Origin of the sequence: Herbidospora mongoliensis (genome assembly GCF_001570545.1) — a bacterium.
Classification (GTDB): Bacteria; Actinomycetota; Actinomycetes; order Streptosporangiales; family Streptosporangiaceae; genus Herbidospora; species Herbidospora mongoliensis.
In genome coordinates this window covers 774,172-797,840 of the sequence record NZ_BBXD01000008.1, presented here as the reverse complement: position 1 = coordinate 797,840, position 23,669 = coordinate 774,172, and the positions used below count along the sequence as shown (strand labels likewise).

General features: G+C 68.8%; 21 protein-coding genes. 8 read left to right on the top strand and 13 right to left on the bottom strand.

From position 1 onward, the window contains the following. Positions 1 to 18: 18 nt before the first annotated feature. Entirely contained in the window at positions 19 to 1,008 is a 990-nt protein-coding gene (locus AW272_RS03930) for a hypothetical protein (RefSeq protein WP_157518268.1), read from the top strand. Positions 1,009 to 1,027: 19 nt separating this feature from the next. Continuing rightward, on the top strand, positions 1,028 to 1,603 hold the full coding sequence (locus tag AW272_RS03925; protein WP_066361047.1) for a pyridoxamine 5'-phosphate oxidase family protein: 576 nt from the start codon (positions 1,028 to 1,030) through the stop codon (positions 1,601 to 1,603). On the opposite strand, the gene AW272_RS03920 is transcribed toward AW272_RS03925, so the two are convergent. The 7 genes from AW272_RS03920 to AW272_RS40295 all read right to left on the bottom strand — a co-directional run bounded on the left by AW272_RS03920 (position 1,600) and on the right by AW272_RS40295 (position 9,643). Further along, the gene (locus AW272_RS03920; protein WP_066361046.1) at positions 1,600 to 2,415 is read right to left on the bottom strand and encodes a M48 family metalloprotease; all 816 of its coding nucleotides are present in this window, start codon (positions 2,413 to 2,415) and stop codon (positions 1,600 to 1,602) included. The genes AW272_RS03925 and AW272_RS03920 overlap by 4 nt on opposite strands. A 606-nt stretch (positions 2,416 to 3,021) precedes the next feature. Next, positions 3,022 to 4,437, bottom strand: a complete 1,416-nt coding sequence (locus AW272_RS03915) for an NADH-quinone oxidoreductase subunit N (protein ID WP_066361045.1) — start codon at positions 4,435 to 4,437, stop codon at positions 3,022 to 3,024. A gap of 49 nt (positions 4,438 to 4,486) precedes the next feature. Beyond that, positions 4,487 to 5,968 carry a complex I subunit 4 family protein gene (locus AW272_RS03910; RefSeq protein WP_083958002.1) on the bottom strand — a complete coding sequence of 494 codons (1,482 nt, stop codon included), beginning with the start codon at positions 5,966 to 5,968 and terminating at the stop codon, positions 4,487 to 4,489. A gap of 220 nt (positions 5,969 to 6,188) precedes the next feature. Beyond that, complete coding sequence (locus AW272_RS03905; protein WP_218010773.1) at positions 6,189 to 8,015, bottom strand: NADH-quinone oxidoreductase subunit 5 family protein; 1,827 nt, start codon at positions 8,013 to 8,015, stop codon at positions 6,189 to 6,191. After that, positions 8,012 to 8,320, bottom strand: coding sequence for an NADH-quinone oxidoreductase subunit NuoK (gene nuoK, locus AW272_RS03900; RefSeq protein ID WP_066361043.1), 309 nt, complete (start codon positions 8,318 to 8,320; stop codon positions 8,012 to 8,014). The genes AW272_RS03905 and nuoK overlap by 4 nt, the downstream gene beginning before the upstream one ends. Before the next feature lie 4 nt (positions 8,321 to 8,324). Next, the gene (locus AW272_RS03895; RefSeq protein ID WP_083958000.1) at positions 8,325 to 8,774 is read right to left on the bottom strand and encodes an NADH-quinone oxidoreductase subunit J family protein; all 450 of its coding nucleotides are present in this window, start codon (positions 8,772 to 8,774) and stop codon (positions 8,325 to 8,327) included. 80 nt (positions 8,775 to 8,854) lie between these two features. Beyond that, a complete protein-coding gene (locus AW272_RS40295; protein ID WP_083957921.1) occupies positions 8,855 to 9,643 on the bottom strand; it encodes a 4Fe-4S binding protein in 789 nt (262 codons plus the stop codon). 156 nt (positions 9,644 to 9,799) lie between these two features. Here AW272_RS40295 and AW272_RS03885 point away from each other — a divergent pair, with 156 nt between their 5' ends. Together AW272_RS03885 and AW272_RS03880 are read left to right on the top strand one after the other, a co-directional pair. Beyond that, positions 9,800 to 10,420: a ComEA family DNA-binding protein gene (locus tag AW272_RS03885; protein ID WP_066361041.1), complete on the top strand. Its 621-nt coding sequence runs from the start codon at positions 9,800 to 9,802 to the stop codon at positions 10,418 to 10,420. Positions 10,421 to 10,459: 39 nt separating this feature from the next. After that, positions 10,460 to 11,839 (top strand): serine/threonine-protein kinase, encoded by a 1,380-nt coding sequence (locus AW272_RS03880; protein ID WP_157518266.1) that lies wholly within the window; start codon positions 10,460 to 10,462, stop codon positions 11,837 to 11,839. Here AW272_RS03880 and nuoH read toward each other — a convergent pair whose 3' ends face one another. From nuoH to AW272_RS03860, 4 genes are read right to left on the bottom strand one after another with little or no spacing between them, the layout of a single operon-like run. Next, positions 11,840 to 12,787, bottom strand: coding sequence for an NADH-quinone oxidoreductase subunit NuoH (gene nuoH / locus AW272_RS03875; protein WP_066361039.1), 948 nt, complete (start codon positions 12,785 to 12,787; stop codon positions 11,840 to 11,842). Continuing rightward, positions 12,780 to 13,301, bottom strand: a complete 522-nt coding sequence (locus tag AW272_RS03870; protein WP_066361038.1) for an NADH-quinone oxidoreductase subunit C — start codon at positions 13,299 to 13,301, stop codon at positions 12,780 to 12,782. Before AW272_RS03870 ends, nuoH begins: the two co-directional genes overlap by 8 nt. Continuing rightward, on the bottom strand, positions 13,298 to 13,795 hold the full coding sequence (locus AW272_RS03865; protein WP_066361037.1) for an NADH-quinone oxidoreductase subunit B: 498 nt from the start codon (positions 13,793 to 13,795) through the stop codon (positions 13,298 to 13,300). The genes AW272_RS03870 and AW272_RS03865 overlap by 4 nt, the downstream gene beginning before the upstream one ends. Positions 13,796 to 13,798: 3 nt before the next feature. Next, positions 13,799 to 14,170 carry an NADH-quinone oxidoreductase subunit A gene (locus AW272_RS03860; RefSeq protein WP_066361036.1) on the bottom strand — a complete coding sequence of 124 codons (372 nt, stop codon included), beginning with the start codon at positions 14,168 to 14,170 and terminating at the stop codon, positions 13,799 to 13,801. 97 nt (positions 14,171 to 14,267) lie between these two features. On the opposite strand from AW272_RS03860, the gene AW272_RS03855 reads away from it, so the two are divergent. The 4 genes from AW272_RS03855 to AW272_RS03845 all read left to right on the top strand — a co-directional run bounded on the left by AW272_RS03855 (position 14,268) and on the right by AW272_RS03845 (position 18,844). Further along, positions 14,268 to 15,710, top strand: a complete 1,443-nt coding sequence (locus tag AW272_RS03855; RefSeq protein WP_157518264.1) for a polysaccharide deacetylase family protein — start codon at positions 14,268 to 14,270, stop codon at positions 15,708 to 15,710. A 28-nt stretch (positions 15,711 to 15,738) separates the two neighbouring features. After that, complete coding sequence (locus AW272_RS45925) at positions 15,739 to 15,822, top strand: putative leader peptide (RefSeq protein ID WP_369408714.1); 84 nt, start codon at positions 15,739 to 15,741, stop codon at positions 15,820 to 15,822. Positions 15,823 to 15,957: 135 nt separating this feature from the next. Further along, positions 15,958 to 17,805, top strand: coding sequence for a 2-oxoacid:acceptor oxidoreductase subunit alpha (locus AW272_RS03850; RefSeq protein WP_066361034.1), 1,848 nt, complete (start codon positions 15,958 to 15,960; stop codon positions 17,803 to 17,805). Then, the gene (locus AW272_RS03845) at positions 17,798 to 18,844 is read left to right on the top strand and encodes a 2-oxoacid:ferredoxin oxidoreductase subunit beta (RefSeq protein ID WP_066361033.1); all 1,047 of its coding nucleotides are present in this window, start codon (positions 17,798 to 17,800) and stop codon (positions 18,842 to 18,844) included. Before AW272_RS03850 ends, AW272_RS03845 begins: the two co-directional genes overlap by 8 nt. On the opposite strand, the gene rfbC is transcribed toward AW272_RS03845, so the two are convergent. Continuing rightward, positions 18,837 to 19,424, bottom strand: coding sequence for a dTDP-4-dehydrorhamnose 3,5-epimerase (rfbC, locus tag AW272_RS03840; RefSeq protein ID WP_066361228.1), 588 nt, complete (start codon positions 19,422 to 19,424; stop codon positions 18,837 to 18,839). The two genes, AW272_RS03845 and rfbC, sit on opposite strands and share 8 nt — an antisense overlap. 62 nt (positions 19,425 to 19,486) lie before the next feature. Next, entirely contained in the window at positions 19,487 to 23,659 is a 4,173-nt protein-coding gene (locus AW272_RS03835) for a LamG-like jellyroll fold domain-containing protein (RefSeq protein WP_066361032.1), read from the bottom strand. Positions 23,660 to 23,669: the final 10 nt, after the last annotated feature.

Here is a 23,669-nt window from a genome sequence, read left to right as displayed (position 1 = left end):
GGTGACGAAAGGAAACAGATGAAGACTCGCGCACTCGTGACCGCCGCCGTGACGGCGCTCGCGGTCATGTCGCCGGCGACGGTCGCGGAGGCGCGGACGGGAGCCGCCTCTGCACCGGCCCGGTATGTCTGGCTCAAGGCGTGCCCCAAAGACGACTACACGGTCCCGTGCGGCCAGTGGATGATCTCTCGCCGGGACGGCACCACGACGGCGCTAGCCGACGCGCAGGTCCACCGGGTCACGGCGTCGGGGGGCGTCGACCGGGAGAGCGCGCTGCAGCCGGCGCTGAGCGGGGACGGCACGCGGATCGCCTACTTCACCGCGAAGACCAAGAAGCTGGTCATCCGCGACCTCACCACCGGAAAGGTCGCCGCGATGCGCGGCGCGGCGGCGAAGCTGCCGAAGGGCATCTCGATCAACGACGTCGACACCCAGCTGTCGAACGACGGGAAGCACATCGCGGTCGACTACATCGACGAGGACGGCAAGCTGCCCACGAAGATCGTCGAGGTGGCGTCCGGCCGCTACTACACGCTGCCGGCCGACACCTCGCTCCAGGGGTTCGGCGCCGACGGGTCGTCGGTCATGGTGACCAGCGTTTCCGACCAGAACACGACGCTGTTCACGTCGATCGACGCGGACGGCGAGCTGAACAGCCAGGAGGTGCCGCAGGTCGTCGACCACAATTATCCGCTGGCCCTGGCCGGCGACGGACGTAGCGTCGCGGTGTTCATCGAGGGCCGCCAGGCGGCGTTACGGATCTACGACCTGTCGTCCGACTCGGTCGGGCCGCCGATCAAACTGACGATGCCGAAGGGCGAGCGGGCGAACAAGCTGGCCTGGGACTCCTCTGACCGGCTACGGCTGTGGACGTACCGGAACACCGGCGACGGCGTCGTCATCGGGGGCGGGGTGCGGACGATCGACATCCGTACCGGCGAGATCAAGAAGATCGACACCTGGTCTTTGAAGTCCAGCCTGTGGATATGGTGGCTGCCGGGCGAATGATCCGGGTTATCGTCCGTTTATGGGCAAGCAATATGACGTGATCAACGACCGGCTGCGGACGTTCGTGACCTCTCAGCCGGTCTATTTTGTCGCCACCGCCCCTGAGAGCGGCGGGCATGTGAACGTGTCGCCCAAGGGCTACGCCGACACCTTCGCCGTCCTCGACGACACCACCGTCGCCTACCTCGATCTTGACGGCAGCGGCGTCGAGACCATCTCCCACCTGCGAAACAACGGCCGCATCACCATCATGTTCGCGGCCTTCTCCGGTTCGCCGAACATCGTCCGCCTGTACGGCACCGGCGAGGTCGTCATCCCCGACGACCCCCGTTTCGAGGCGCTGCTGAAGAACTTCGGCCCGCATCCGGCCGTCCGGTCGGTGATCGTGGTCAGCTGCGACCGCATCACCGACTCCTGCGGCTATTCGGTGCCGTTCATGGAGTACGAGAAGGATCGTCCCCTCCTCGACGACCACCATGAACTCGCCAGCTCGAAGAAGCGCCTGGCCGAACGCTCCGGTGCGGCCAGGGAGAGCATCGACGGCCTGTTCGCCCTGCACGCCGGGGAGACCGACCCGGCGAACCGGCACAGCTAACGCAGCCGCTCCAGGTTGGCGACCCGCTCGGCGGTGGTCGGCCGGGTCGCGAACGGCCCGGCGAACAGCATGTGACTGGCGCTGGCGATCCGCCCGTTCCTCGGCAGCGGCCGGGCCCTGTTACTGGCGTCGACGCGCCTCAGCGCGGAGGCGAGAGCGAGCGGGTCACCCGTCATCCGCGCCGACGCCTCGTCGGCCGCGAACTCGCGGTCGGGCGGCAGCGCCAGCCTGACCAGGCCGGTAGTGATCGGCTGGAGCACCGCGCCGACGACCCGGGTCAGCGTGGCAGGGGTCTCGTCGTCGGTCCGCCGCACCCCGAAGATCGGGCCGAGATACCCCGACGTGGTGAACATCGTCGCCAGCGCTCCCGCGACCGAGGCGAGCAGGGTGTCATGGTTGTGTACGTGGGCCAGTTCGTGCCCGATGACCCCTCGCAACTCCCGCTCGTCGAGCAGCGAGAGCAGCCCGTGTGTGACGATGACGGCGGATTTGCGGGGCGTGCGGCCGGTGGCGTAGGCGTTGGGCTGGGCCAGCGGGGAGACGTAGAGGCGGGGCATGGGCCGCCGGGCCTGCGTGCAGAGCTCGCGGACGATCGCGTAGAGGACGGCGTGCTCGACCTCGCCGACGGGCCGCGCGCGGAGCGCCGCCAAGGCGAACCGATCAGAGAAGAAGTAGGCCACCCAAACGGTGACCACGGCGAGCGCCATCCCCGCCACCAGCCCGGTGATCCCTCCGAGCAGCCCCGCCACCAGGACGATCAGCACACCGGACGCGCCCAACACCCCGGCAGTACGCGCCCCGTTGCTCCGCATCGCCCACCTCCTCGCGCTCCTCCCTTACCCAACGTGAGGGGAGGTTTGGGCGTTCCCGTCCTAGATCATCCGAAGGCCTGGAGCCTGCTGAGTTCGCTCGATGCGAGAACGCCGAACCGGCTAGCCGCCGCGGCGAACATCACAGGTCAGAGCGGAACTCCACCATCGCGCCTTCAGACGCGGAGTGCGAGGAACGCGGCCGGGCGGAGAAAAGGCGACGGCAATCAGGCCGTTGACGTACTCCCCCGACGGACAACGCCACAACGGTGACCTCCCCTGCCTGAACACCGGCGAGAGTTACCCATGACGGGAGGGCATCGCAACAGGGCACACGCGGCGGGGGCGACGATCGCCCATACGCGTCGCACCAGCCTTCACCACGACCGACTCGCACGCGTGGCGCAGGTGACCATCGCTCATATGCGTGTCGCCTCGCGCCAGCGTTCACCACAGCCAACTCGCACGCATGGCACAGGCGACGATCGCTCATATGCGCGTCGCCTCGCGCCGACGTTCACCACAGCCAGCTCGCACGCCCCAGCGCAGGCGACGATCGCTCAGACCCTCATCGCGCCGGCGTTCACCACACGCGTGGGCGACGATGGCTCATCCCAGTGCGGAGAGGACGAGTTGCGGCGCGACCGAGAACGCCACCGCCACTGCCGTGGCCGCCCCCACCGCGATCCAGGCGGGCCCGGTCGTGGCGGGTCTGGTGGCGTCGGCGGGTGTGAAGAGGCGGGCCGTCCAGGCGATGTAGTAGTAGAGCCCGATCACCGTGTTGACCGCCATCACCACCGCCAGCCAGCCGAGCCCACCGGCCACGACCTCGCGGAACACGACGACCTTGGCGAACAGCCCGGCGAGCCCGGGAGGCAGCCCGGCCAGGCAGATCAGCGCGAAAGCCAGCGCCAGCCCCGCGCCCGGACGCCCGAAGGCCAGCCCCCGGTAACCGTCGAGCGTGTCGTGCGGGACGGCCATGACCACCGCGAAGGCCGTCAGGTTCATGGCGGCGTAGAAGACCAGATAGGCGGTGGCCGCCTGGGTGTCGGTGGTCGCGATGGGCGCGAGGATGTATCCCGACTGGGCCACCGACGACCAGGCCAGTAGCCGAACCGGATGGGTCTGCCGGAGCGCCAGCACGTTCCCGACGGTCATGGTCAACGCCGCCAAGACAGCCACGATCGGCGTCCAGGTCGCCGACTCACTCGGCAGCGCCTGGGTGAGGACGAGGATCAGCCCGGCGAACCCCGCCGCCTTCGACACGACCGACAGCAGGGCCGCGACCGGGATCGGAGCGCCCTGGTAGACATCTGCGGCCCAGAAGTGGAACGGCACGGCGGCGATCTTGAACCCGAACCCGGCGATGACCATGACGGCCCCGACCGCCACGACCGGCCCGGCCCCCGGGCGCTCCGGCTGCGCCAGCGCCGCCGCTATCGCGTCGAGGTGGACGGCGCCCGTGATGCCGTACAGGAGACTGACGCCGAACAGCATCACCGCCGTGGAGACGACGGAGACGACGAACAGCTTCAGCGCCGCCTCGGCCCCGCGGCCGTCGTAGCGGCGCATCGCGGTCAGCGCGAACACCGGCAGCGAGACGAGTTCGAGCGCCACGACCAGCATGATGAGGTCCCGCGACGCGGGCAGCGTGACGGCTCCGGTGAGGGCCGCGAGCAGCAGAAAATACCACTCCCCGACAGGGATATCGCCTTCGGCGAGTTGCCCCATCGACAGCAGCACCACAACGATGCCGGCACCCAGCGCCAGCCCCGCGAACACGATCGTGGTCGAGTCGACGACGTAGGAGCACCCAACAGACGGGACGCAGAACGTCTCCCTGGTACCTCTCTGGCCCACCACCACGGCGAACGCCCCCACCAGCGCGGCCAGTGTGACACAGCCGAGAGCCGTCCTGACTCCGCGACGAGCGGGCAGGAAGGCATCGAGCAGCAGAACGAGCCCGGCGGTCAACGCCAGAATCAGCGGCGCAGCGATCGCCCCGTAGTCGATCGACTGGATCACGACACCTCCCCAAAACCCTGCCCCTGCGGGAAGCACGCGGCCGGCGGGATCACGGCACCCCCAAAAGGCTCTGCACAGCCGGTGTGGTCAGGCCGAGCAGTGCCGAAGGCCACAGTCCGAACACCAGGATCAGCACGACCAGCGGTACCCAAGCGGTGAGTTCGACCCGAGTGGCGTCCTTCAGCCCCGGACCCGGCCCGCCCCACGGGCCGTGGGTGACTTTCGACAGCATGACCAGGAAGTAGGCCGCCGTCAGCACCGCCCCGAGCCCGCCGATCACCATGAACGTCAGGAACAGCGGCCGGGGCAGCCCGGCCGCCGGTTCGTAGGCACCCTGGAGGGCGAGCATCTCGCCCCAGAACCCCGCCAGCCCGGGTAGCCCGAGCGAGGCGACGCAGGCGAAGGTCAGCAACGACCCGACATAGGGCAGCCGTCCGAGCAGGCCGGACCCGAGCTGGTCGAGGTCAGCGGTGCCGTGCCGCTCTTTCAGCGCCCCCACCAGGAAGAACAGCAGGCCGGTGATCAGCCCGTGGGCGACGTTCCCGTAGAGGGCGGCGTTGATTCCGACCGGGGTGAGCGTCGCGAAGCCGAGCAGGACGAACCCCATGTGCCCTACGGACGAATAGGCGATCAGCCGCTTCAGATCCCGCTGCGCCAGACAGGCGAGCGCGCCGTAGACGATACCGACGACGGCCAGCGCCCCCAGCCACGGCGCGACGGCGGCGGCGCCCTCGGGCAGGATCGGGATGGCCACCCGGGCGAACCCGTAGGTGCCCATTTTGAGGAGCACCCCCGCGAGCAGCACCGATCCCACGGTCGGGGCCTCGGTGTGCGCGTCGGGCAGCCAGGTGTGCAGCGGCCACATCGGCGTCTTGACGGCGAGCCCGAGCCCGATGGCCACGAACGCGAGGATCTGCGCCGACCGGCTCATCGGATGCTCGGCCGCGAGCCGGACCATGTCGAGCGTCCCGGTCTGCGCCCAGACGAACAGCAGCCCGACCAGCAGCACGGCCGACCCGAGCAACGTGTAGAGAATGAATTTGTACGCCGCCGCCCGCCGCCCCGGCCCACCCCAGATGGCGATGACGAAGTACATCGGGATGAGCACGACCTCGAAGAACACGAAGAACAGCAGCAGGTCGAGCGAGAGGAACGTGCCGAGCATCCCCAGTTCGAGCAGCAGCAGCGCGAAGACGAACTCCCGAGCGCGCTCGGGTTCGTGTCCTGCCAGATAGACGAAGCACAGCAGGGTCAGCAGCGCGGTCAGCACGACAAGCGGCAGCGAGATCCCGTCGATCCCCAGGTGGAACCGCACCCCCAGCCCGGGGATCCAGGCGAAGTCGACGTTTCCCTGAATGCTCCCGGCATCGGCGTAGTCGAACACGGAAGCCGCCGCGACGGAGACCGCGAAAACCACACCGGAAACCAGGATCCCGAACCGCACCGCCGCCTTGCCCAGCGGCCCGGGAACGAGCAGGGCGGCGGCCCCCAGCAGGGGAACGGCAAGCAGCACAACCAGCAGAACACTCACGGCCACACCACCCCAACCACTCGCCGACGTAGCGGAACGACACCCTCGAATGCGGCAAGCTCAGGCGACCCGTCTTTCGCGTCAGCGAACGCCGCCTGGCACGCGTCAAGCGGCTGTCTCGACAATGTGAACTCGCTCAGTGAAGGCTGCGGACCCGCCGCGTTGCCAATGGGCGGTCCGGGAGCACGCGCCGTTCGTCTCAGCGGAGGGCGTTGGATCCTCATCCCAGCATCACCGCCCCGACCGCGATCAACAGCACCCCGGCGAGCACCCCCGTCACGTAAAGCTGCGCGTTGCCGTTCTGCAGGTGGCGGAGCAGCCCCGACAGCCCGACCGTCGCCCGCCCGGATCCGCGCACCGCCCCGTCGACCACGCCGTCGTCGGTCCGCACCACTCCACGGGCCAGCGCGAGCACCGGCCGCACGAACAGGGCCGCGTACAGGCGATCGACGTAAAAAGCCTGCTCGCACGGGTCTCGGAAAGCTCCCAGCAACCGGGCCGGGTCTCGTTCGGGCGACCCGCGCCAGACCACGTAGACGAACGCCGCGCCCAGCAGTGCCACGACCAGCGCGGTCACCGCGGGGGCCAGGTGGAACTCGCCGACGTCGGTGAAGCCGAGGAGCAGGGCCGGGACGGCCAGGACGCCCAAGGGCCACAGCATCGACGGCGGGGCCTCGCGGCCGTCGAAGATGTGGGCGGTGCCGGGGGCGGGTTCGGGGAGGGCCTGGATCTTGCCGGTGCCGAAGAAGGTCATCAGCCACGCCCGGGTCGCGTAAGCGCCGGTCACGCCTACGGTCAGCAGGGCCGAGCCGTAGAGGAGGAGCTGGATGGGGCTGGTCGAGCGCTCCAGGCCGTACAAGATCGCGTCTTTGCTGAAGAAGCCGCTGGCGGGGGGCAGGCCGATCAGGGCGGCGTAGCCGATGGTCATGGTCCAGAACGTCACCGGCATCGAGCGGCGCAGGCCGCCCATGTGGTGGAGCAGGTTCGAGCCCACGTGGTGGATGACCGCGCCGGCGCACAGGAACAGCAGGGCCTTGAAGGCGCCGTGGGTGACCAGGTGGAAGACGGCCGCGTCGCGGGCGCCGCCGGCCAGGGCGGCGGCCATGTAGGCGAGCTGGCTGATCGTCGAGTAGGCCAGGACGCGTTTCAGGTCGTTCTGGGCGAAGGCCGCCAGGGCCGCGCCAAGCATGCCGATCGCGGCGGCCACGCCCAGCACGTCGAGGGTGGGCTGCGGGAACAGCACGTAGAGGCGGGCCACCACGAAGATGCCGGCCGCCACCATCGTGGCGGCGTGGATCAGGGCGCTGATCGGGGTCGGGCCCGCCATCGCGTCGGGGAGCCACGTGTGCAGCGGGACCTGGGCGCTCTTGCCGGCCACGCCCGCGAGCAGCAGCAACGTCGCCAGGACCAGCGTCGACTGCGGGATGTCGGCGGCCAGGATGTCGGAGATGCGGAACGAGTCGGCCGCGAAGCCCAGGACGAAGATGCCGAACAGGAAGCCGACGTCACCCAGGCGCGTCACCAGGAAGGCCTTGATCGCGGCGCGGGAGTTGGCCCGCTCCTCCCACCAGTGCCCGACCAGGAGGTAGGAGCACAGGCCCATGATCTCCCAGCCGACGTACAGGACCATGAGGTCGGCGGCGAACACGACCAGCAGCATCGCGCTGGTGAACAGGCTGATGAAGGCACTGAAGGAGGGGTAGCGGGACTCGCCCCGCATGTATCCCACCGAGTAGACCTGCACCGCCAGCGCCACCACGCCGACGAGCATCGCCGTCAGCACCGACAGTTCGGTGACCTCCAGCCCGACGGTGATCGATATTCCGCCGGTGTCGATCACGGTCAGCACGTTCGTGGACGGCGTGTTCTCCCAGGCCAGCCAGCCGATGAGCGCGGCCGACAGCGCGGTCGGCACGACGCCGAACCAGGCCGCGCGCTTGTTGGCGGCCAGGTTCTCCGCGGGGCTGCGGCCGTGCGGGTAGCGGGACAGCAGCAGTCCGAGCAGGGCCCCCGCGAACGGCAGGACCACGATGAGCGCGGCGATCACGGCTCCCCCAAATCGCGCAGCCGGTCGAGTTCGATGGCCTTCCTGGTCCTGAAGACGGCCAGCACGATGGCCAGCCCGATCCCGACCTCGGCGGCGGCGATGACGATCACGAACAGGGTCAGGACCTGGCCGGAGTGCAGCACGTCCCGCAACCAGACGTCGAAGGCGATCAGGTTGAGGTTGACCGCGTTGAGCATGAGCTCGACCGACATCAGGACGAGGATGGTGTTGCGTCGCGCGAGGACGCCGTACACCCCGATGGAGAACAGGAGCGCGGCCACGACGGCGGGATAGACGACGTGCACGCCCTCACCCCCGGCCCTTGATGTCGGTACGCGACAGCACGATCGCCCCGATCAGCGCGGCCAGCAGCAGCACCGAGAGCGCCTCGAACGGGAGCACCCAGTTCCGGAAGATGCTCGCACCGAGTGTTTCCGCCGATCCGGCACCGGGCTGAAGATCCGCGTAAGCGTGCTGAAAACCGCCCACGACGACACTGACCAGCACTCCGGCGGTGGCCACGGCGACGACCGCCGCAGCCACCCGATTACCGGAGTCGAGATCGTCACTGCGCCCGATGGGCGCTCGCGTCAGCATGATCCCGAACAGCAGCAGCACCACAACGGCGCCGACGTAGATCAGCACCTGCACCCACGCGACGAACTCGGCCGTCAGCACGAGATAACACCCGGCCAGCGCCCCGAAACAGACCACCAGCCACAGCGCGGCGTGCACCAGTTGCTTGGTGGTCACCACCATCAGCGCCGAACCGACGGCGACCAGCCCGAGCAGCAGAAAGACAACCTCAAGCGTGGACGGCGGCCAGAAGCCGACACCGCTCACGGCCCCTCCTCATCGGACCGCTCCCCGCCCCCCGGCTCCCCCGATTCCGCTGAATCCGAAGAGCCGCCCGGCTTCCCCGGCCGACCCGGTTCATCGGCGTCTGAAGACGATCGCTCCGCAGATGTCCTCGACTCAGGCAACCGCCCCGGTGGCCGGATCGATCGCACATCGCGCGGCGGACGCGCTTTGGTCTCCGCCGGAGTCGTCGTGGCGTCGCGTGGGGCGCGGGCCTTGGTCTCCCCGGAACCCTCCGCTTCGGGCGGCGACGGCTGGGCTTTCGGGGCGTCGGAACTCTCCGCGGGTGTTTCGGGCTTCGGCGTGCCGGGGCCTCCCGGGCCGCGAGGAGGCTTGCGACTGGCCGTCAGTTCCTTCGGAGGTTCGGCGTTGTCCTCGTGTCGAGGCGGCACCGGGACGCTGGCCGCCCACTCGCCCAGCCGGTCTTTCTCGTGGAGGAGGTTGCGGATGTCGCCTTCGGCGTATTCGAACTCCGGGGCCCAGAAGAGCGCGTCGAACGGGCACACCTCGATGCAGATCCCGCAGTACATGCACAGCGAGAAGTCGATGGCGAAGCGGTCGAGCACGTTCCGTTGCCGGGGACGGCCGCCTTCGGGTGCGGGCAGGGTCTCCTTGTGGGAGTCGATGTAGATGCACCAGTCGGGGCACTCCCGTGCACAGAGCATGCACGACGTGCAGTTCTCCTCGACCAGCGCGATCACGCCGCGGGATCGGGGCGGAAGGTCCGGGCGGACCTCTGGGTATTGCTGCGTCACGGAGCGACTGAGCATGTGTCGCAGCGTTACGGCCAAGCCTTTGGCCAGGCCTGTTCCTGGTATGCGCGCCACGATCCAACATCATCCCCTAGAAGAGGGTCCCCGTGAATGTGACGACCCGGCCCTTTCGGTTTTCTCCAGGTCGAGACAGAAAGTCCGTATCCTTCGCATATGGACCAGGTGCCGCAGTCGGCGGCTCGCGGACTTCTGTGGGCGGTGGCGCCCCTGGTCACTATTGGTTTCGCGACGCCGTTCACCTTCCTGTGGGCCGCTTTCTGGCGGCGCAGCTGGTGGCTGGCCCTTTCCGGGCTTCTGTACGCCACCTCGATGGCCGCCTGGCTCCTCATCGGCAACGCGACGGGGACCGTCTCCGGGATCTGGGCCGTGGTGATGGTGCTGGGCCTCTTCGTGTCGTGGCTGGGCGGAACGCTCCACGCGTTCACGGTCAGGAAGAAGGTGTTCGGGCCCGCCTGCCCGTTCGAGCGGGCGCGGCTGCTGCGGCGGGAGGCGCGGGCGCTGGCCGATCGGAATCCGGGCCGGGCGCGGCGGTTAGGGGTCGGCCGGCCCGACCTGGGACTGCGGTTCGACGACGGCGGGCTGGTCGACATGAACCACGCGCCCGCGATCGTGCTCAGGACCGTTCCCGGGATGACGCCCGATCTGATCGAACGGGTGCTGGAGGCGCGTAGCCGCACAGTTACGTTCACGTCGGCCGAGGACCTGTCGGACCTGCTGGAACTGCCGGTCACATTGAATGATGAGCTCTCCGAATACGGCGTCTATCTCCCGTAATAGAGGCGCTTGCCGTCGGAAGTACGTATTGTTCGCGCTGTGCATCCGTACTGGCAACCGCCGCAGCAGCCGCAGAAGCCCGCGCCGAACGCGGCTGTCTCCTGGGTGTGGGCGCTGGTTCCACTGTTCACTTGCGGGTTCGGCACACCGTTCGTGATCGGGTACGCCGCGGCCAAGAAGCGCAGCCCCTGGCTGGTCGTCGCCACCGGTTTCTACGCCCTGAACTTCATCGTCTTCTTCATCGCCATCGGCAGCTACGAAGAAATCGACATGATGCCGACCTGGCTGGACACGACGACGACGCTGGGACTGCTCGCGGGCTGGTTCGGCGGGCTGGCCAACACGTTGATCATCCGGCGGAGCGTGTTCGAGCCGGGCCACGCCTGGCAGCCCGTCCAGCAGCAGCCGCAGCCGCAGCACCAGCAGCGGCCGATGCACATGCCGCCGCCCCGGCCGGCCTACCCGCCGCAGCATCACCCTCAGCAGCACCCCCAGCAGACGCATCAGCCGCCGCGGCCGGCCTATCCCCCGCAGCAGCAGCACATGAACACGCCGCCACCGCCGCACATGATGACGCCCCCTCCCCGGCCCTACACGCAGCCGACCCATCCCTCGACGATGGGGCCGCAGCCCCGCAGCGGGCATGGGCCGAAGTTCATCGGGCCCTACCAGGTGATCGGGGATCTCGGGCAGGGCGGTCAGGGGGCCGTCCACCTGTGTGTCGACCAGCGGGGGCGGAAGGTCGCCGTCAAGGTGCTGCACGCCCACATGGCCAAGGACAAGGACGCCCAGGCGCGGTTCCTGCGTGAGGTCGACGCGGCCCGCCGGGTGGCGCCGTTCTCCACGGCCCGGGTGCTCGACGTGAACATCACCGACGACCTGGCCTATGTCGTGTCGGAATACGTCGAGGGCGTGTCGCTGGAGCAGCTCGTCAAGGACCAGGGTCCCCGCAACGAAGACGGGCTGACCCGGCTCGCGCTCGCGACGTCGGGCGCGCTGGCCGCGATCCACAAGGCGGGGATCGTGCACCGCGACTTCAAGCCCAGCAACGTGCTGATCGGCTCCGACGGGCCGCGCGTGATCGACTTCGGCATCGCCAAGGCGCTCGACCAGGTCAACGCGACCGCGAGCCAGGTCATGGGCACCCCCGCCTACATGTCGCCCGAGCAGGTCGGCGGCCGGGTGGTCGGGCCGGAGACCGATATCTTCGCGTGGGCGGCCACGATGGTGTTCGCGGCGTCGGGCAAGAACGCGTTCGGCGAGGACACCATCCCGGCGATCCTCAACCGGATCATCAACCACCAGCCCGACCTGATGCGGCTGCCGCCCTCGTTACGGGACCTCGCGGCCTCCTGCCTGGACAAGAACCCGCAGAACCGGCCGACCGCGTCGGACATCATGCTGCGGATCGTCCACTAGCTAGAGGACCTTCACCACCCCGGTCAGCGCGAGCTGCACCAGCGCGAGAGGCACCAGGCCGACCCAGGCGAGCCGCTGAAGCTGGTCTTCCCGCATGCGCGGGAAACTGACCCGGACCCAGATGACGACGAACGCCAGCGCGAAGACCTTGATCAGGGTCCAGACCGGGCCGGGCAGCAGCGGGCCGTGCCAGCCGCCCAGGAACAGGACGGTCGTCAACGCCGACAGGACCACGATCCCGGCGTACTCGGTCAGCATGAACAGGGCGAACCTGATGCCGGTGTATTCGGTCATCGGGCCCATGATGAGCTCCGACTCGGCGATCGGCATGTCGAACGGCGGCCTGCGCAACTCGGCCAGGCCCGCCACGAAGAACACCACCGCGCCGATCGCCTGCCAGGCCAGCCACCAGGGCTCCCAGGCCTCCACGATGCCCTGGAGCGAGAGTGTCCCGGCGGCCATGGCCACGCTGGCGGCGGCCAGGACCAGCGGCAGCTCGTACGACATGAGCTGCGCCGCCGACCGCATCCCGCCCAGCACCGAATACTTGTTGCCGGACGACCACCCGGCCATGATCGACCCCAGCACGCCGACGCCCATCACGGCCAGCACGAAGAAGATCCCGGCGTCGAGATCGGCCCCGAGCAGACCGGGCCCCACCGGGATCACGACGAGGACGACCAGATAGGGCACCAGGGCCACGGCGGGGGCGAGCTTGAAGACGGTCCGGTCGGCCGCCGCCGGGATGATGTCCTCCTTCTGCATGAACTTGACGCCGTCGGCGATGAGCTGGGCCCAGCCGTGGAACCCGCCGGCGTACATGGGGCCGAGGCGCGACTGCATGTGGGCCATGACCTTGTGTTCCATCTGGCCGACGATCAGCGGCAGCAGCAGGAACACCCCGACGATCACGACCAGTCTGATCGCGACTTCCAGCAGTTCAGGCATTGCGCCCCCAGTCGGACGGCACTCCGGGCGGCAGCATCTTCCGTCTGGACGGTGAACTCGACTCGCCGGGCTCCTTCGCGCCGGGCCACGTCTTGGCGACCCGGGCGGCCAGCACGAAACTCTTGCGGAGCGGGTGACCCTCGAAGCCGTCGGGCAGCAGCAACGGCTTGAGGTCGGGATGGCCCTCGAAGATCACGCCGAACATCTCGAAGGTCTCCCGCTCGTGCCAGTCGGCGCCCCGGAACACGCCGACCGCCGTCGGGAGCACGGGATGGGTCAGCGGCACGTGGGCGCGTACCAGCAGACGACGGTGTTTCTCCTGGTCGGCGAGGTGGGCGACGACGGCGAAACCTTCGGGCGGGTCGTCGACGGCGGTGAGCCAGTCGAAGAAGGTGAACCCGTCATCGCGGCAGAAGGTGAGGACCTCGATCCAGTCGCCGGGACCGACGTCAGCGGTCGTCTCGCCGAAGGACTCGGAGATCACCACCCGGGAGCCGAACTCATCGAGAATCACGCCATGCCCTCCGCCGCGATCTTCTCCTGCAGCTTCATGATGCCGTTGAGCAGCGCCTCGGGCCGGGGCGGGCAGCCCGGCACGTAGACGTCGACCGGGATGATCTGGTCGACGCCCTTGGTGACGCAGTAGGAGTCCCAGTAGGGGCCGCCGGTGTTGGAGCAGGCGCCGAACGAGATGACGTATTTGGGATCGGGCATCTGCTCGTAGAGGCGCAGCACGGCGGGGGCCATCTTGTCGGTGACCGTACCGGAGACGATCATCAGGTCGGCCTGGCGGGGGCCGTTGGCGAACGGGATGACCCCGAAGCGGATGAAGTCGTGGCGGCTCATCGAGGTGGCGATGAACTCGATCGCGCAGCAGGCCAGGCCGAAGTTGAAGACCCACAGCGAGTAGCGGCGGCCCCAGTTCAGCACGAACTTCATCGGCTTCGGCGCCAGCCGGGCGGCGGGGCCGCCGGGAGGCCGGAACGTCGGGGTGGGGAGGTCAACCATGGGTCACGTCCAAGTCAGAACGCGCTTGCGCCACGCGTAGACGATGCCGAGGGCGATGAACGCCAGGAACACGAACATCTCGACGAGGGTGGTCATACCGAACCCGGGCGCGGCGAACACGGTCGCCCAGGGGAACAGGAAAACGGCGTCGACCGCGAAGACGACGTAGAGATAGGTGAAGACGTAGTACCTGACCTGTGACTGGGCCCAGCCGTCGCCGACGGGGTCGACGCCGCACTCGTAGGTGGTCAGTTTGGCCTCGGTCGGGTTGTCGGGGCGCAGCAGCCGGTTGATCAGCAGCGCGCCCGCGAAGATCGCCGCCCCGATAGCCAGCAGCACGGCCACGATGGCGTACGACCCGAAGTATCCGTCCACCCCTTGATAATCGCGCACCTGTGAGCTGAACCAAAGAAGCTCACGGACACTGCCAAGTCACAGCAAACCACTCGCTACCGCCAATAATCTGACATTCATGCCCTCTTTGCGATTCACCGGAGGAATCGCGCTCCTCGCCGCCGCCAGCTGCGCGTGTGGGGTGGCCTTCAACCCGCCGGGAGACGAACTCCCACCGTCCGAGCCGACGGTGCTGACTTTCGTCGACCCCGCCGCCGTTCCCGGCCTCCAGGTCAGGACGATCTATGAAGAGACGGGCACTTCCAACGTCCACCTCACCTACCCCGAGGTCCCCGGCACGACCCCTCTGAGCGACCAGGTAAAGGCCGAGCTCACCGCCGAGGCCAAGGCGTTCAGCGCGAAGGCCGCCAAGGGCAAGGCCACCCTCCCCAAGTCCGAGATCAACGTCGACTGGCAGCTCACCGCCGTGTCGCCGAAGGCCAGCGGCGTCCGCCTGCGCACCGGCCGCTACGAGGGCGCCACGTGGCTCAACGAGACCAGGACCCTCTGGTTCGACGGAGAGAAGGTCGTGAGCTCCGATCTGCTGGTCAAGGACCTGAACGGGCTCGCGCGGGCGGTGAAGGCCCGGCTGGCCGGCGACGCCGAGGTGAACCAGGCGGCGATCAAGGCGGACCCGGAGCTGTTCGACTCGCTCGACTTCAACTCGCGCGGCGACCTGGTGGTGGAGTTCGACGACTACGAGATCGGGCCGGGCGCCCTCGGCCGGATGGCCACCGCGATCCCGAAGAAGGACGCGGCGCCGCTGCTGTCGGACTTCGGCAGGGCCGCCCAGCAGTCGGTCGAGTCGGCCCGGCCGACCACCCCGCCCGAGCTGCGGGAAGCTCCGGAGGCCACCGCGCCGGCGGTGCCGGGGAAGGTCGACTGCCGGGTCGCCCGCTGCGTCGCCCTGACGTTCGACGAGGGGCCGGGGCCCTACACCGACCGGATCCTGACCGCGCTCGGCAGCGTCCGGGCCACCTTCTTCACCACCGGCACCAGCGCGGCCGCCCGTCCCGACCTCCTCAGGAGGATGGCCGCCGACGGCCACCTGGTCGGCAACCACACCTGGTCGCACCGCGACCTGACGACGCTCCCCGACAACCGCGTCTACGAACAGCTCTCCCGCGCCCAGGACGTCATCGCCCAGTCGACCGGCAACCTGCCGGCCCTGATGCGGCCCCCGTACGGCGCCGTCAACCCCGACGTCGCCAAGATCGCCGCCGAGCTCCACCTGAGCGTGGTCACCCATGACGTCGACAGCGGGGACAGCGGCGACGCCAAGGCGGCCGACATCGTCAAACGCGTCGTCTCCGGCGTGAAGCCCGGTTCGATCGTGCTCATGCACGACCTCGGCCCCGCCACCCCCGAGGCCCTCCCGCTGATCCTCAAGGAACTCAGGGACCGCGGGTACGTTTTTGTCACCGTTCCCGAGTTGTACGGAACACGCCCGATGCAGCCAGGCCGAACCTACGAATCGGCTGTGGACAGCGCCGTCTCGCGCTATGGTCGCCCGCTACCTTGAGCCAGGCGGGGACATATAGTTAGGCACCGTGACCCGAATCATCCTCTTCGCTCGTCGGCACGTCGACCTGTGCCGCATGGCGTCGGGACTGTGTCAAGCCCTTCCCGACTGACTCACGACCCCAGACGAGCGACCCAGGTCACAACCCCTACGCATTCGTACATGCGTGGCAAAGGGATCTAGCATTGAACTCACACATGTGCCACGAGCAGACCTTGCCTTGGTCTGTCGAGGAGGACTGAGCGCTGTGACCAAGCAGGTGCAGCAACTCGACCGCGTGATCATCCGGTTCGCGGGTGACTCCGGCGACGGTATGCAGCTGACCGGAGACCGTTTCACGGCGGAGACCGCGTCGTTCGGCAACGACCTGTCGACGCTGCCCAACTTCCCGGCCGAGATCCGCGCCCCGGCAGGCACGCTCCCCGGAGTGTCGAGCTTCCAGCTCCACTTCGCCGACCACGACATCCTCACGCCAGGCGACGCGCCCAACGTCCTGGTGGCGATGAACCCGGCCGCCCTCAAGGCGAACATCTCCGACCTGCCGCGCGGCGCCGACATCATCGCCAACGCCGACGAGTTCACCAAGCGGAACCTGCAGAAGGTCGGCTACGACGCCAACCCGCTCGAAGACGAGAGCCTGGCGGAGTGGCGGCTCCACTCGGTGCCGCTGACCTCGCTGACGGTCAAGGCGCTCGAAGAGTTCGACATCTCCAAGAAAGACGCCGAGCGCGCGAAGAACATGTTCGCCCTCGGCCTGCTCTCGTGGCTCTACGGCCGCCCGGTCGAGGCGACCATCAAGTTCATCGAGACCAAGTTCGCCAAGAAGCCCGCCATCGCCAAGTCCAACGTGGCCGCCTTCAACGCCGGCTACAACTACGGCGAGACGACCGAGGCGTTCTCGGTCTCGTACGAGATCAAGCCCGCCCCGCTGAAGGCGGGCCTCTACCGGAACATCTCCGGCAACCAGGCACTGGCCTACGGGCTGATCGCGGCGTCGGTCCAGGCCAAGCTGCCGTTGTTCCTGGGCTCCTACCCGATCACCCCGGCCTCCGACATCCTCCACGAGCTGTCGAAGCACAAGCGGTTCGGCATCCGCACCTTCCAGGCCGAAGACGAGATCGCCGGCGTCGGCGCCGCCCTGGGCGCCGCCTTCGGCGGCGCGCTCGGCGTGACCACCACGTCGGGGCCCGGTGTGGCGCTGAAGGCCGAGACCGTCGGCCTCGCGGTGGTCACCGAGCTGCCGCTGATCGTGGTCGACGTGCAGCGCGCCGGTCCGTCGACCGGCATGCCGACCAAGACCGAGCAGACCGACCTGCTGATGGCGCTCTACGGCCGCAACGGCGAGTCGCCGGTGCCGGTGATCGCCCCGGCGACGCCGTCGGACTGTTTCGACGCCGCCATCGAGGCCGCCCGGATCGCGGTGAAATATCGCACCCCGGTGATGCTGCTCTCCGACGGCTACCTGGCCAACGGCTCCGAGCCGTGGAAACTGCCCACCGCGGCCGAACTGCCCGACATCTCGGTGCCCTACACCGTCGAGCCCAACGGCGAAGACGGCGTGACGTTCCTGCCGTTCAAGCGGGACACCGAGACGCTGGCCCGCCCGTGGGCGATCCCCGGCACGCCCGGCCTCGAACACCGCATCGGCGGCATCGAGAAGGCCGACGGCACCGGCAACATCTCCTACGACCCGAACAACCACGACCTCATGGTCCGGCTGCGCCAGGCCAAGATCGACGGCATCGACGTGCCCGATCTCGAGGTCGACGACCCCGACGGCGACGCCCGGGTGCTGGTGCTCGGCTGGGGTTCGACCTACGGCCCGATCGCCGCGGCGACCCGCCGGGTGCGCCGGGGCGGCGCCAAGGTCGCCCAGGCCCACCTGCGTCACCTGAACCCGTTCCCGAAGAACATCGGCGAGGTGCTGAAGGCCTACGACAAGGTCCTCCTGCCGGAGATCAACCTGGGCCAGCTCGCGCTGCTGCTGCGGGCCAAGTTCCTCGTCGACATCATCAGCTACAACCGCGTGCGCGGACTTCCGTTCAAGGCCGAAGAGCTGGCCGGAGTGATCCAGGAAGTGATCGACAGTGAGTGAATCATTGAACGGCAAGGGCCTGGCGCTGGTGCCGAGGGCCGAGGGCAAGCAGACCCTGAAGGACTTCAAGTCCGACCAGGAGGTGCGCTGGTGCCCCGGGTGCGGTGACTACGCCATCCTGGCCGCCGTGCAGTCGTTCATGCCGGAGCTGGGGATCAAGCGCGAGAACACCGTGTTCGTGTCGGGCATCGGCTGCTCCTCGCGGTTCCCCTACTACATGAACACCTACGGGTTCCACTCGATCCACGGCCGCGCCCCGGCCATCGCGACCGGCCTGGCCGCCTCCCGGCCCGACCTGTCGGTCTGGGTGATCACCGGTGACGGCGACGCCCTGTCGATCGGCGGCAACCATCTGATCCACGCGCTGCGCCGCAACATCAACCTGAACATCCTGCTGTTCAACAACAGGATCTACGGTCTGACCAAGGGCCAGTACAGCCCCACCTCCGAGATCGGCAAGATCACCAAGTCGACCCCGATGGGCTCGCTCGACAAGCCGTTCAACCCGATCTCGCTGGCCGTCGGCGCCGAGGCCGGGTTCGTCGCCCGGACCATCGACTCCGACCGCAAGCACCTGCACAGCGTGCTGCGCGAGGCCGCCGCCCACCAGGGCACCTCGCTGGTGGAGATCTACCAGAACTGCAACATCTTCAACGACAACGCGTTCGAGCAGCTCAAGGACCCCGAGAAGCGTGACGTGATCACGCTCCGCCTGGAGCACGGGCAGCCGATCGCCAACGCGACCCAGGCGGTCAAGGTCGCCCCCACGGGCGGTCTCGAGGTCGTCGCGCGTGACTCGATCGCCGAGTCGGAGATCCTCGTCCACAACGTGCACAACCCCGACCCGTCGCTCGCGTTCGCGCTGAGCCGGCTCGACGAGCCGGCCTTCCAGCACGTTCCGATCGGCATCTTCCGGTCGGTCGACCGGCCGTCCTACGACAGCCTGATGAGCGAGCAGCTGGAAATGGCCGTGGCGCAGCGGGGTCAGGGCGACCTCGACGAACTGCTCCAGGGCGGCGACACGTGGAAGATCAGCTGAGGGTTCTGTAGAAGGTCGTACACGCATCGAGATCAGGAAGCAGGCCCTCGTCGAGGGCCTGCTTCATTGATGGCGCCTGTACGTCTTTCTCCGACAGCACCGGCTCGGAGACCTGCCAGTCGATGTTCAGAGCCGGGTCGAGCGGGTTGATGCCGCGCTCCCGCGCCGGGGCGTAGGGCTCCGAGCACAGGTAGAAGACGGTGGCGTTGTCGGTGAGGGCGGCGAAGCCGTGGCCGAGGCCCTCGGAGATGTAGACGCTCTGGAAGCTCTCCGCATCCAGCGGAACCGTCGTGTGCCGCCCGAACGTGGGTGAGCCCACGCGGAGGTCGACGATCACGTCGAGGATCCGGCCCGACACGCAGGTCACGTATTTTGCCTGGCTCGGCGGCACGTCGGCGTAGTGGATGCCCCTGATCACGCCCTTGGCCGAGACCGAGACGTTGGTCTGGGACAGGCGCAGACCATGGCCGGTGGCCTCGGACAGCTCGGTGGCCCGGAACGACTCCATGAACGTGCCCCGGTCGTCGCGGAACAGCCTCGGGGTGTACAGGTAGGCGCCCTTGATCGGCAGTTCTTCCATGCAGAACTCCTTCACATGACAGATGCCCCGCCGGTCTTCACCGGCGGGGCATCAGCGATCGATCAGGCGACGGTCACGGGATGGACCACGACCGAGGTCCGTCCGTCGGTGCCCGTCACGGTCAGGGTGATGTTGTAGGTGCCCGGAGCGGCGAACGCGTGCGAACCGGTCTGGCCGGTGCTGGGTGCACCGCCGTCACCGTAACTCCAGGTGTAGCTCGCGATCGCCGACGAACCGGCGGTCGAAGCCGAGGCGTCGACGCCGCAGGTCAGACCGGTGCAGCTGGAGGTGAACGCGGCCGTCGGGGCGGCGGCCAGGTTGCTCGCGGCGAGGTCGTCGACCGTCAGGGAGATCGGGGCGTTCGTCGCGGTGCCCGACAGGTAGGCGCCGATCCCAACACCGCCGGCGACCTGCATGTTCGCGGTGGCGTCGGTGGTGGTGGCCTGCCAGCCGGCGGGCTCGGCCCCGGCGGCGTTCCAGACCTTGCCGGAGATCGTCGTCGGGTTGGTGCCGGTGACGAGCACCCGCATGTTCAGCACCAGGCCCGGGGTGTAGGTCAGGCCGGGGACGGTGGTCTCCGAGGTGATGAGGGTGTCGGTGCTGGCCCCGGCGGTGCGGATCAGCGACAGGCCGACCCCCGACGGGAGCAGCCGCGCCCGGACCTTGTATTCGCCGACGCCCGCGACGCGGCGGCCGGAGGCGAACAGGTAGGTGCCGTTGCCGGTGCCGACCTTGTCGGAGGCGATCGAGAACGACAGATCGGTGGTGGTGCTGGACACGCCGTCGAGGTAGGCGCGCGGGTTGGCCGCCGTCGCCGGGAGGGCGAGCTTGGCCGCGTTGCCGTCGACGGCGAAGTTGCCGTTGCCGCCGACGAGCGTCCACGGGCCGCCGGTCTGGGCCGAGCCGAGCGAACTGGCGAGGGTCCGGCCGAACGTGTCGTTCGCGATGATCGACGGGGGGTTCGGGGCCGGGCGGGGCACGACCACGCCGCCGGTGTTGGCGGTGGCGTCGTCGTTGTCGGTGACGGTCAGGGTGACGGGGTAGTCACCGGCGGCCGGGTAGGTGTGGCTCGGCGTGGCGCCGGTGCCGGTCTGGCCGTCGCCGAAGTCCCAGGCGTAGCCGTCGACCGTGCCGTCGGAGTCGCCCGACGCCGACGCGTCGAAGGTGCACTCCAGGTCGGTGCAGCTGGAGGTGAACGACGCCGTCGGCGGCTGGTTGGCCGGGCCGGTGCCGCTGCCCTCCTGGTAGTGCTGGGCGACCTCGGCGGGGGTGAGGACCTTGGCGTAGATCGCGCCCTCGTCGAGGAAGCCGTTGAAGTTGTCGGAGGCCGGGCGGTCGGGCCAGGCGTTCAGGTTGTCGCCGCCGAAGCGCCAGTAACCGGAGTAGCCCTCGGCGCTGGTCTGCGCGTGGGTGCCCACGAGCGCGCCGTCGACGTAGAGCTTCATGCCGTCGGCGCCCTGCGTCGCCACGAGGTGGTGCCACTGGTTGTTGTTGTACGCGGCCGTCGTGGTGATCAGGTTGAACGCGCCGGTGTACGCGCCGAAGACCAGGCGGCCGTCGTTGCGCATGTAGACGTGGCGGTCGTAGTTGCCGCTGGTGCCGCTCGCGGTGTTGCCGAAGCCGACGATCTTGCCGCCCTGGTTCGACGAGCTGCGGAACCAGGTCTCGGCCGAGTAGGTCGTCGGGTTGCTCGTCAGGTTGCCGGAGAAGACCCGGCCGCCGCTCTGCACCCGGACCGCGTTGTTGGTCAGGCCGACGATCGCGCCGGTCTGGCCGTAGGTCACGCCGGTGCCGGTGTAGGAGCCGTTGACGCCGCTGGTGCTGGCGTCGACGGCCGTCGGGCCGGTGGCCTCGCCGAACCGGAGGTAGGTGACCGGCTCGTCGTCGTAGACGACACGGCCGTAGTCGTCGGCCGGGCGGGGCGGGATCGGGCTGGTGCGGCCCGAGGCGACGAAGTGGGCGTCGACCTTCGACGCCGCGAGGGCCGTCGGATAGATCGCCACGTCGTCGATCTGGCCGTTCAGGTAGAGGCTCGTCGGGCGGTTCGGCCAGCCGTTGAGGTTGTCGCCGCCGATGCGCCAGTAGCCGGAGTAGACCTGGGCACTGGTGACCGAGGGGTCCTGGCCGACGCGACGGCCGTCGACGTAGAGGGAGATGCCGCCACTGCCCTGGGTCGCGACGATGTGGTGCCACTGGCCGTCGTTGAAGCCGGGGGCGCTGTTCACCGTGCGGACCGCGTTGGGATAGACGCCGAAGTAGATGCGGCCGGCGTTGTCCATGTAGACGTGACGGTCGTAGCTGCCCGACTCGCCGGTGGGCGAGCCGCCGTACCCGACGATCTTGCCGCCCTGGGTCGACGTGGTCTTGACCCAGCTCTCGATCGAGAAGGCCGGGGTGGTGGCGACCGTGCTGTTGGTCTTCACCAGGCCGGTACCGGTGCCGTTGAAGCTGGCCGCGGCGTCGGCGTCACCGTTGATCGCGCCGGGGGTCGCCTGGGAGGTGCCCGCGTCGCGGGTGGCGTCGGTGAAGGCGGCGTAGTCGAAGGCGGTCGTGCCGGACGCCTCGCCGAGACGCCAGTAGGCGCTCGCGCCGTCGTCGATCACGGCTTCGGCGTAGTCGCTGAGCGCCCCCGCGGAGGCGATCGTGACGGGCGCCGAGGTCGCGCTGCCGACGGTGTTGCCCTGCGGGTCGACGGCGCGCACGCGGTAGGTGTGCGTCGATCCGGGTGTGAGACCGGTGTCGATGAAGCCGGTCGACGGGAGGGTCCAGAAGTTCGAGTCGACCTCGACCTCGCCGACGGGCGTGGTGCCGCCGTCGCGGAGCACCTGGTATTTGAGCTTCGCGTGGTCGCGGTCCCAGGTGGTCTGCCAGCTGATCCGGGCGGTGCCCGCGTTGAGCGAGACCGCGGTCGGGGTCAGGTCGGCGGAGGCGATCGGCCCGGAGGTCCTCGGCGCGTTCGGCTTCACCGCGAACCGGGTCAGGCCCTGCTGGGCGCTGCCGTTGACCGTGGTGAACTCGCCGCCCATGACCAGGTAGTTGCTGTTGCCCGACAGGGCCCAGCCACCCTGGTTCATGCCGGTGTAGGAACCGGCGTTGACCTGCGGGAACCAGTGGAGCAGCGTCGGCGTGGGCTGGCCGCTGTACTGGCTGTTGTTCGACGGCGGCATCGGGTCGGTGCCGGTCGGCGCGATCGTGGTGGCCAGCGCGCGCTGCCAGCGGGTCGGCGAGACCTCGGGGAAGCCGCGCACCGACTCGCAGTCGTGGGCGTGGCCGACGCTGTAGAGCACCTGGTTCATCGGGAAGACGCTGTAGCTGGCGCCGTAGCAGTTGTCGAGCCAGATCAGGTCGCCCGTGTTGGGCTCGACCGCGAACCGGCCGTCGAACCAGTGCCAGCCCTCGCCGTCGGCGGCGGCGTAGATGTTGGTGCCGTCGGTGGCCAGGTCGTAGGTCATGGAGTAGTCGTTGCCGATCCGGGCCGGGATCGGGTTGCTGCTCCACGGCTCCGAGGCGCCCGTGGTCGGGTTGAGCGCGCCGATGCCGATCCGGGTGACGTTGTTGAGCTGCTGGAACTTGCCGCCCACGATGACCCGGCTCTGGTCGGGCGACATGATCAGGGCGAAGACCTCGTCGTCGGTGTCCGGGGCCCACGGCTGGTTGGCGCCGTTGCTCCGGTTGACCGCAGCCAGGCGGTTGCGGCTCTGGCCGTTGACGTTGAAGAAGTTGCCGCCCAGGTAGACGGTCGAGGCGCTGACCGTGATCGCGCGGACCACGTTGCCGACCGAGGGCGCGAAGGATTCGAGGTTGCCGGTGGCGACGTCGAAGGCCGCGACGCGGTTGCGGGTCTGGCCGTTGACCTGAGTGAAGTCTCCACCGATGTAGATCTTCGTCTGGTCGGGCGAGACGGCGATGGTGCGGGCCTGCGCGTTCAGCGTCGGCGCGAAGCCGGTGACGTTGCCCGTGGTGATGTTGAAGGCCAGGATGTTCGACCGCACCACCTCGGCCGCGTTGCCGGGAGCGGTGCCCGGGGGCCGGGCGCGGGAGAAGCTGCCCACCGCGTAGACGGTGTTTCCGACCGTGGCCATCTTCCAGACGACGCCGTTGATCTGCCACGTGGGCAGCGCGTCGGCGGTGACGGTCTCGGGCACACCGGGGGCCGGGTCGATGTCGGCTCGGGCGGGGAGCGGGATCGTCGCGAGCGACGCCCCCAATAAGGTCGCGGCCAGGAAAGCGGCCACACGCGATGAT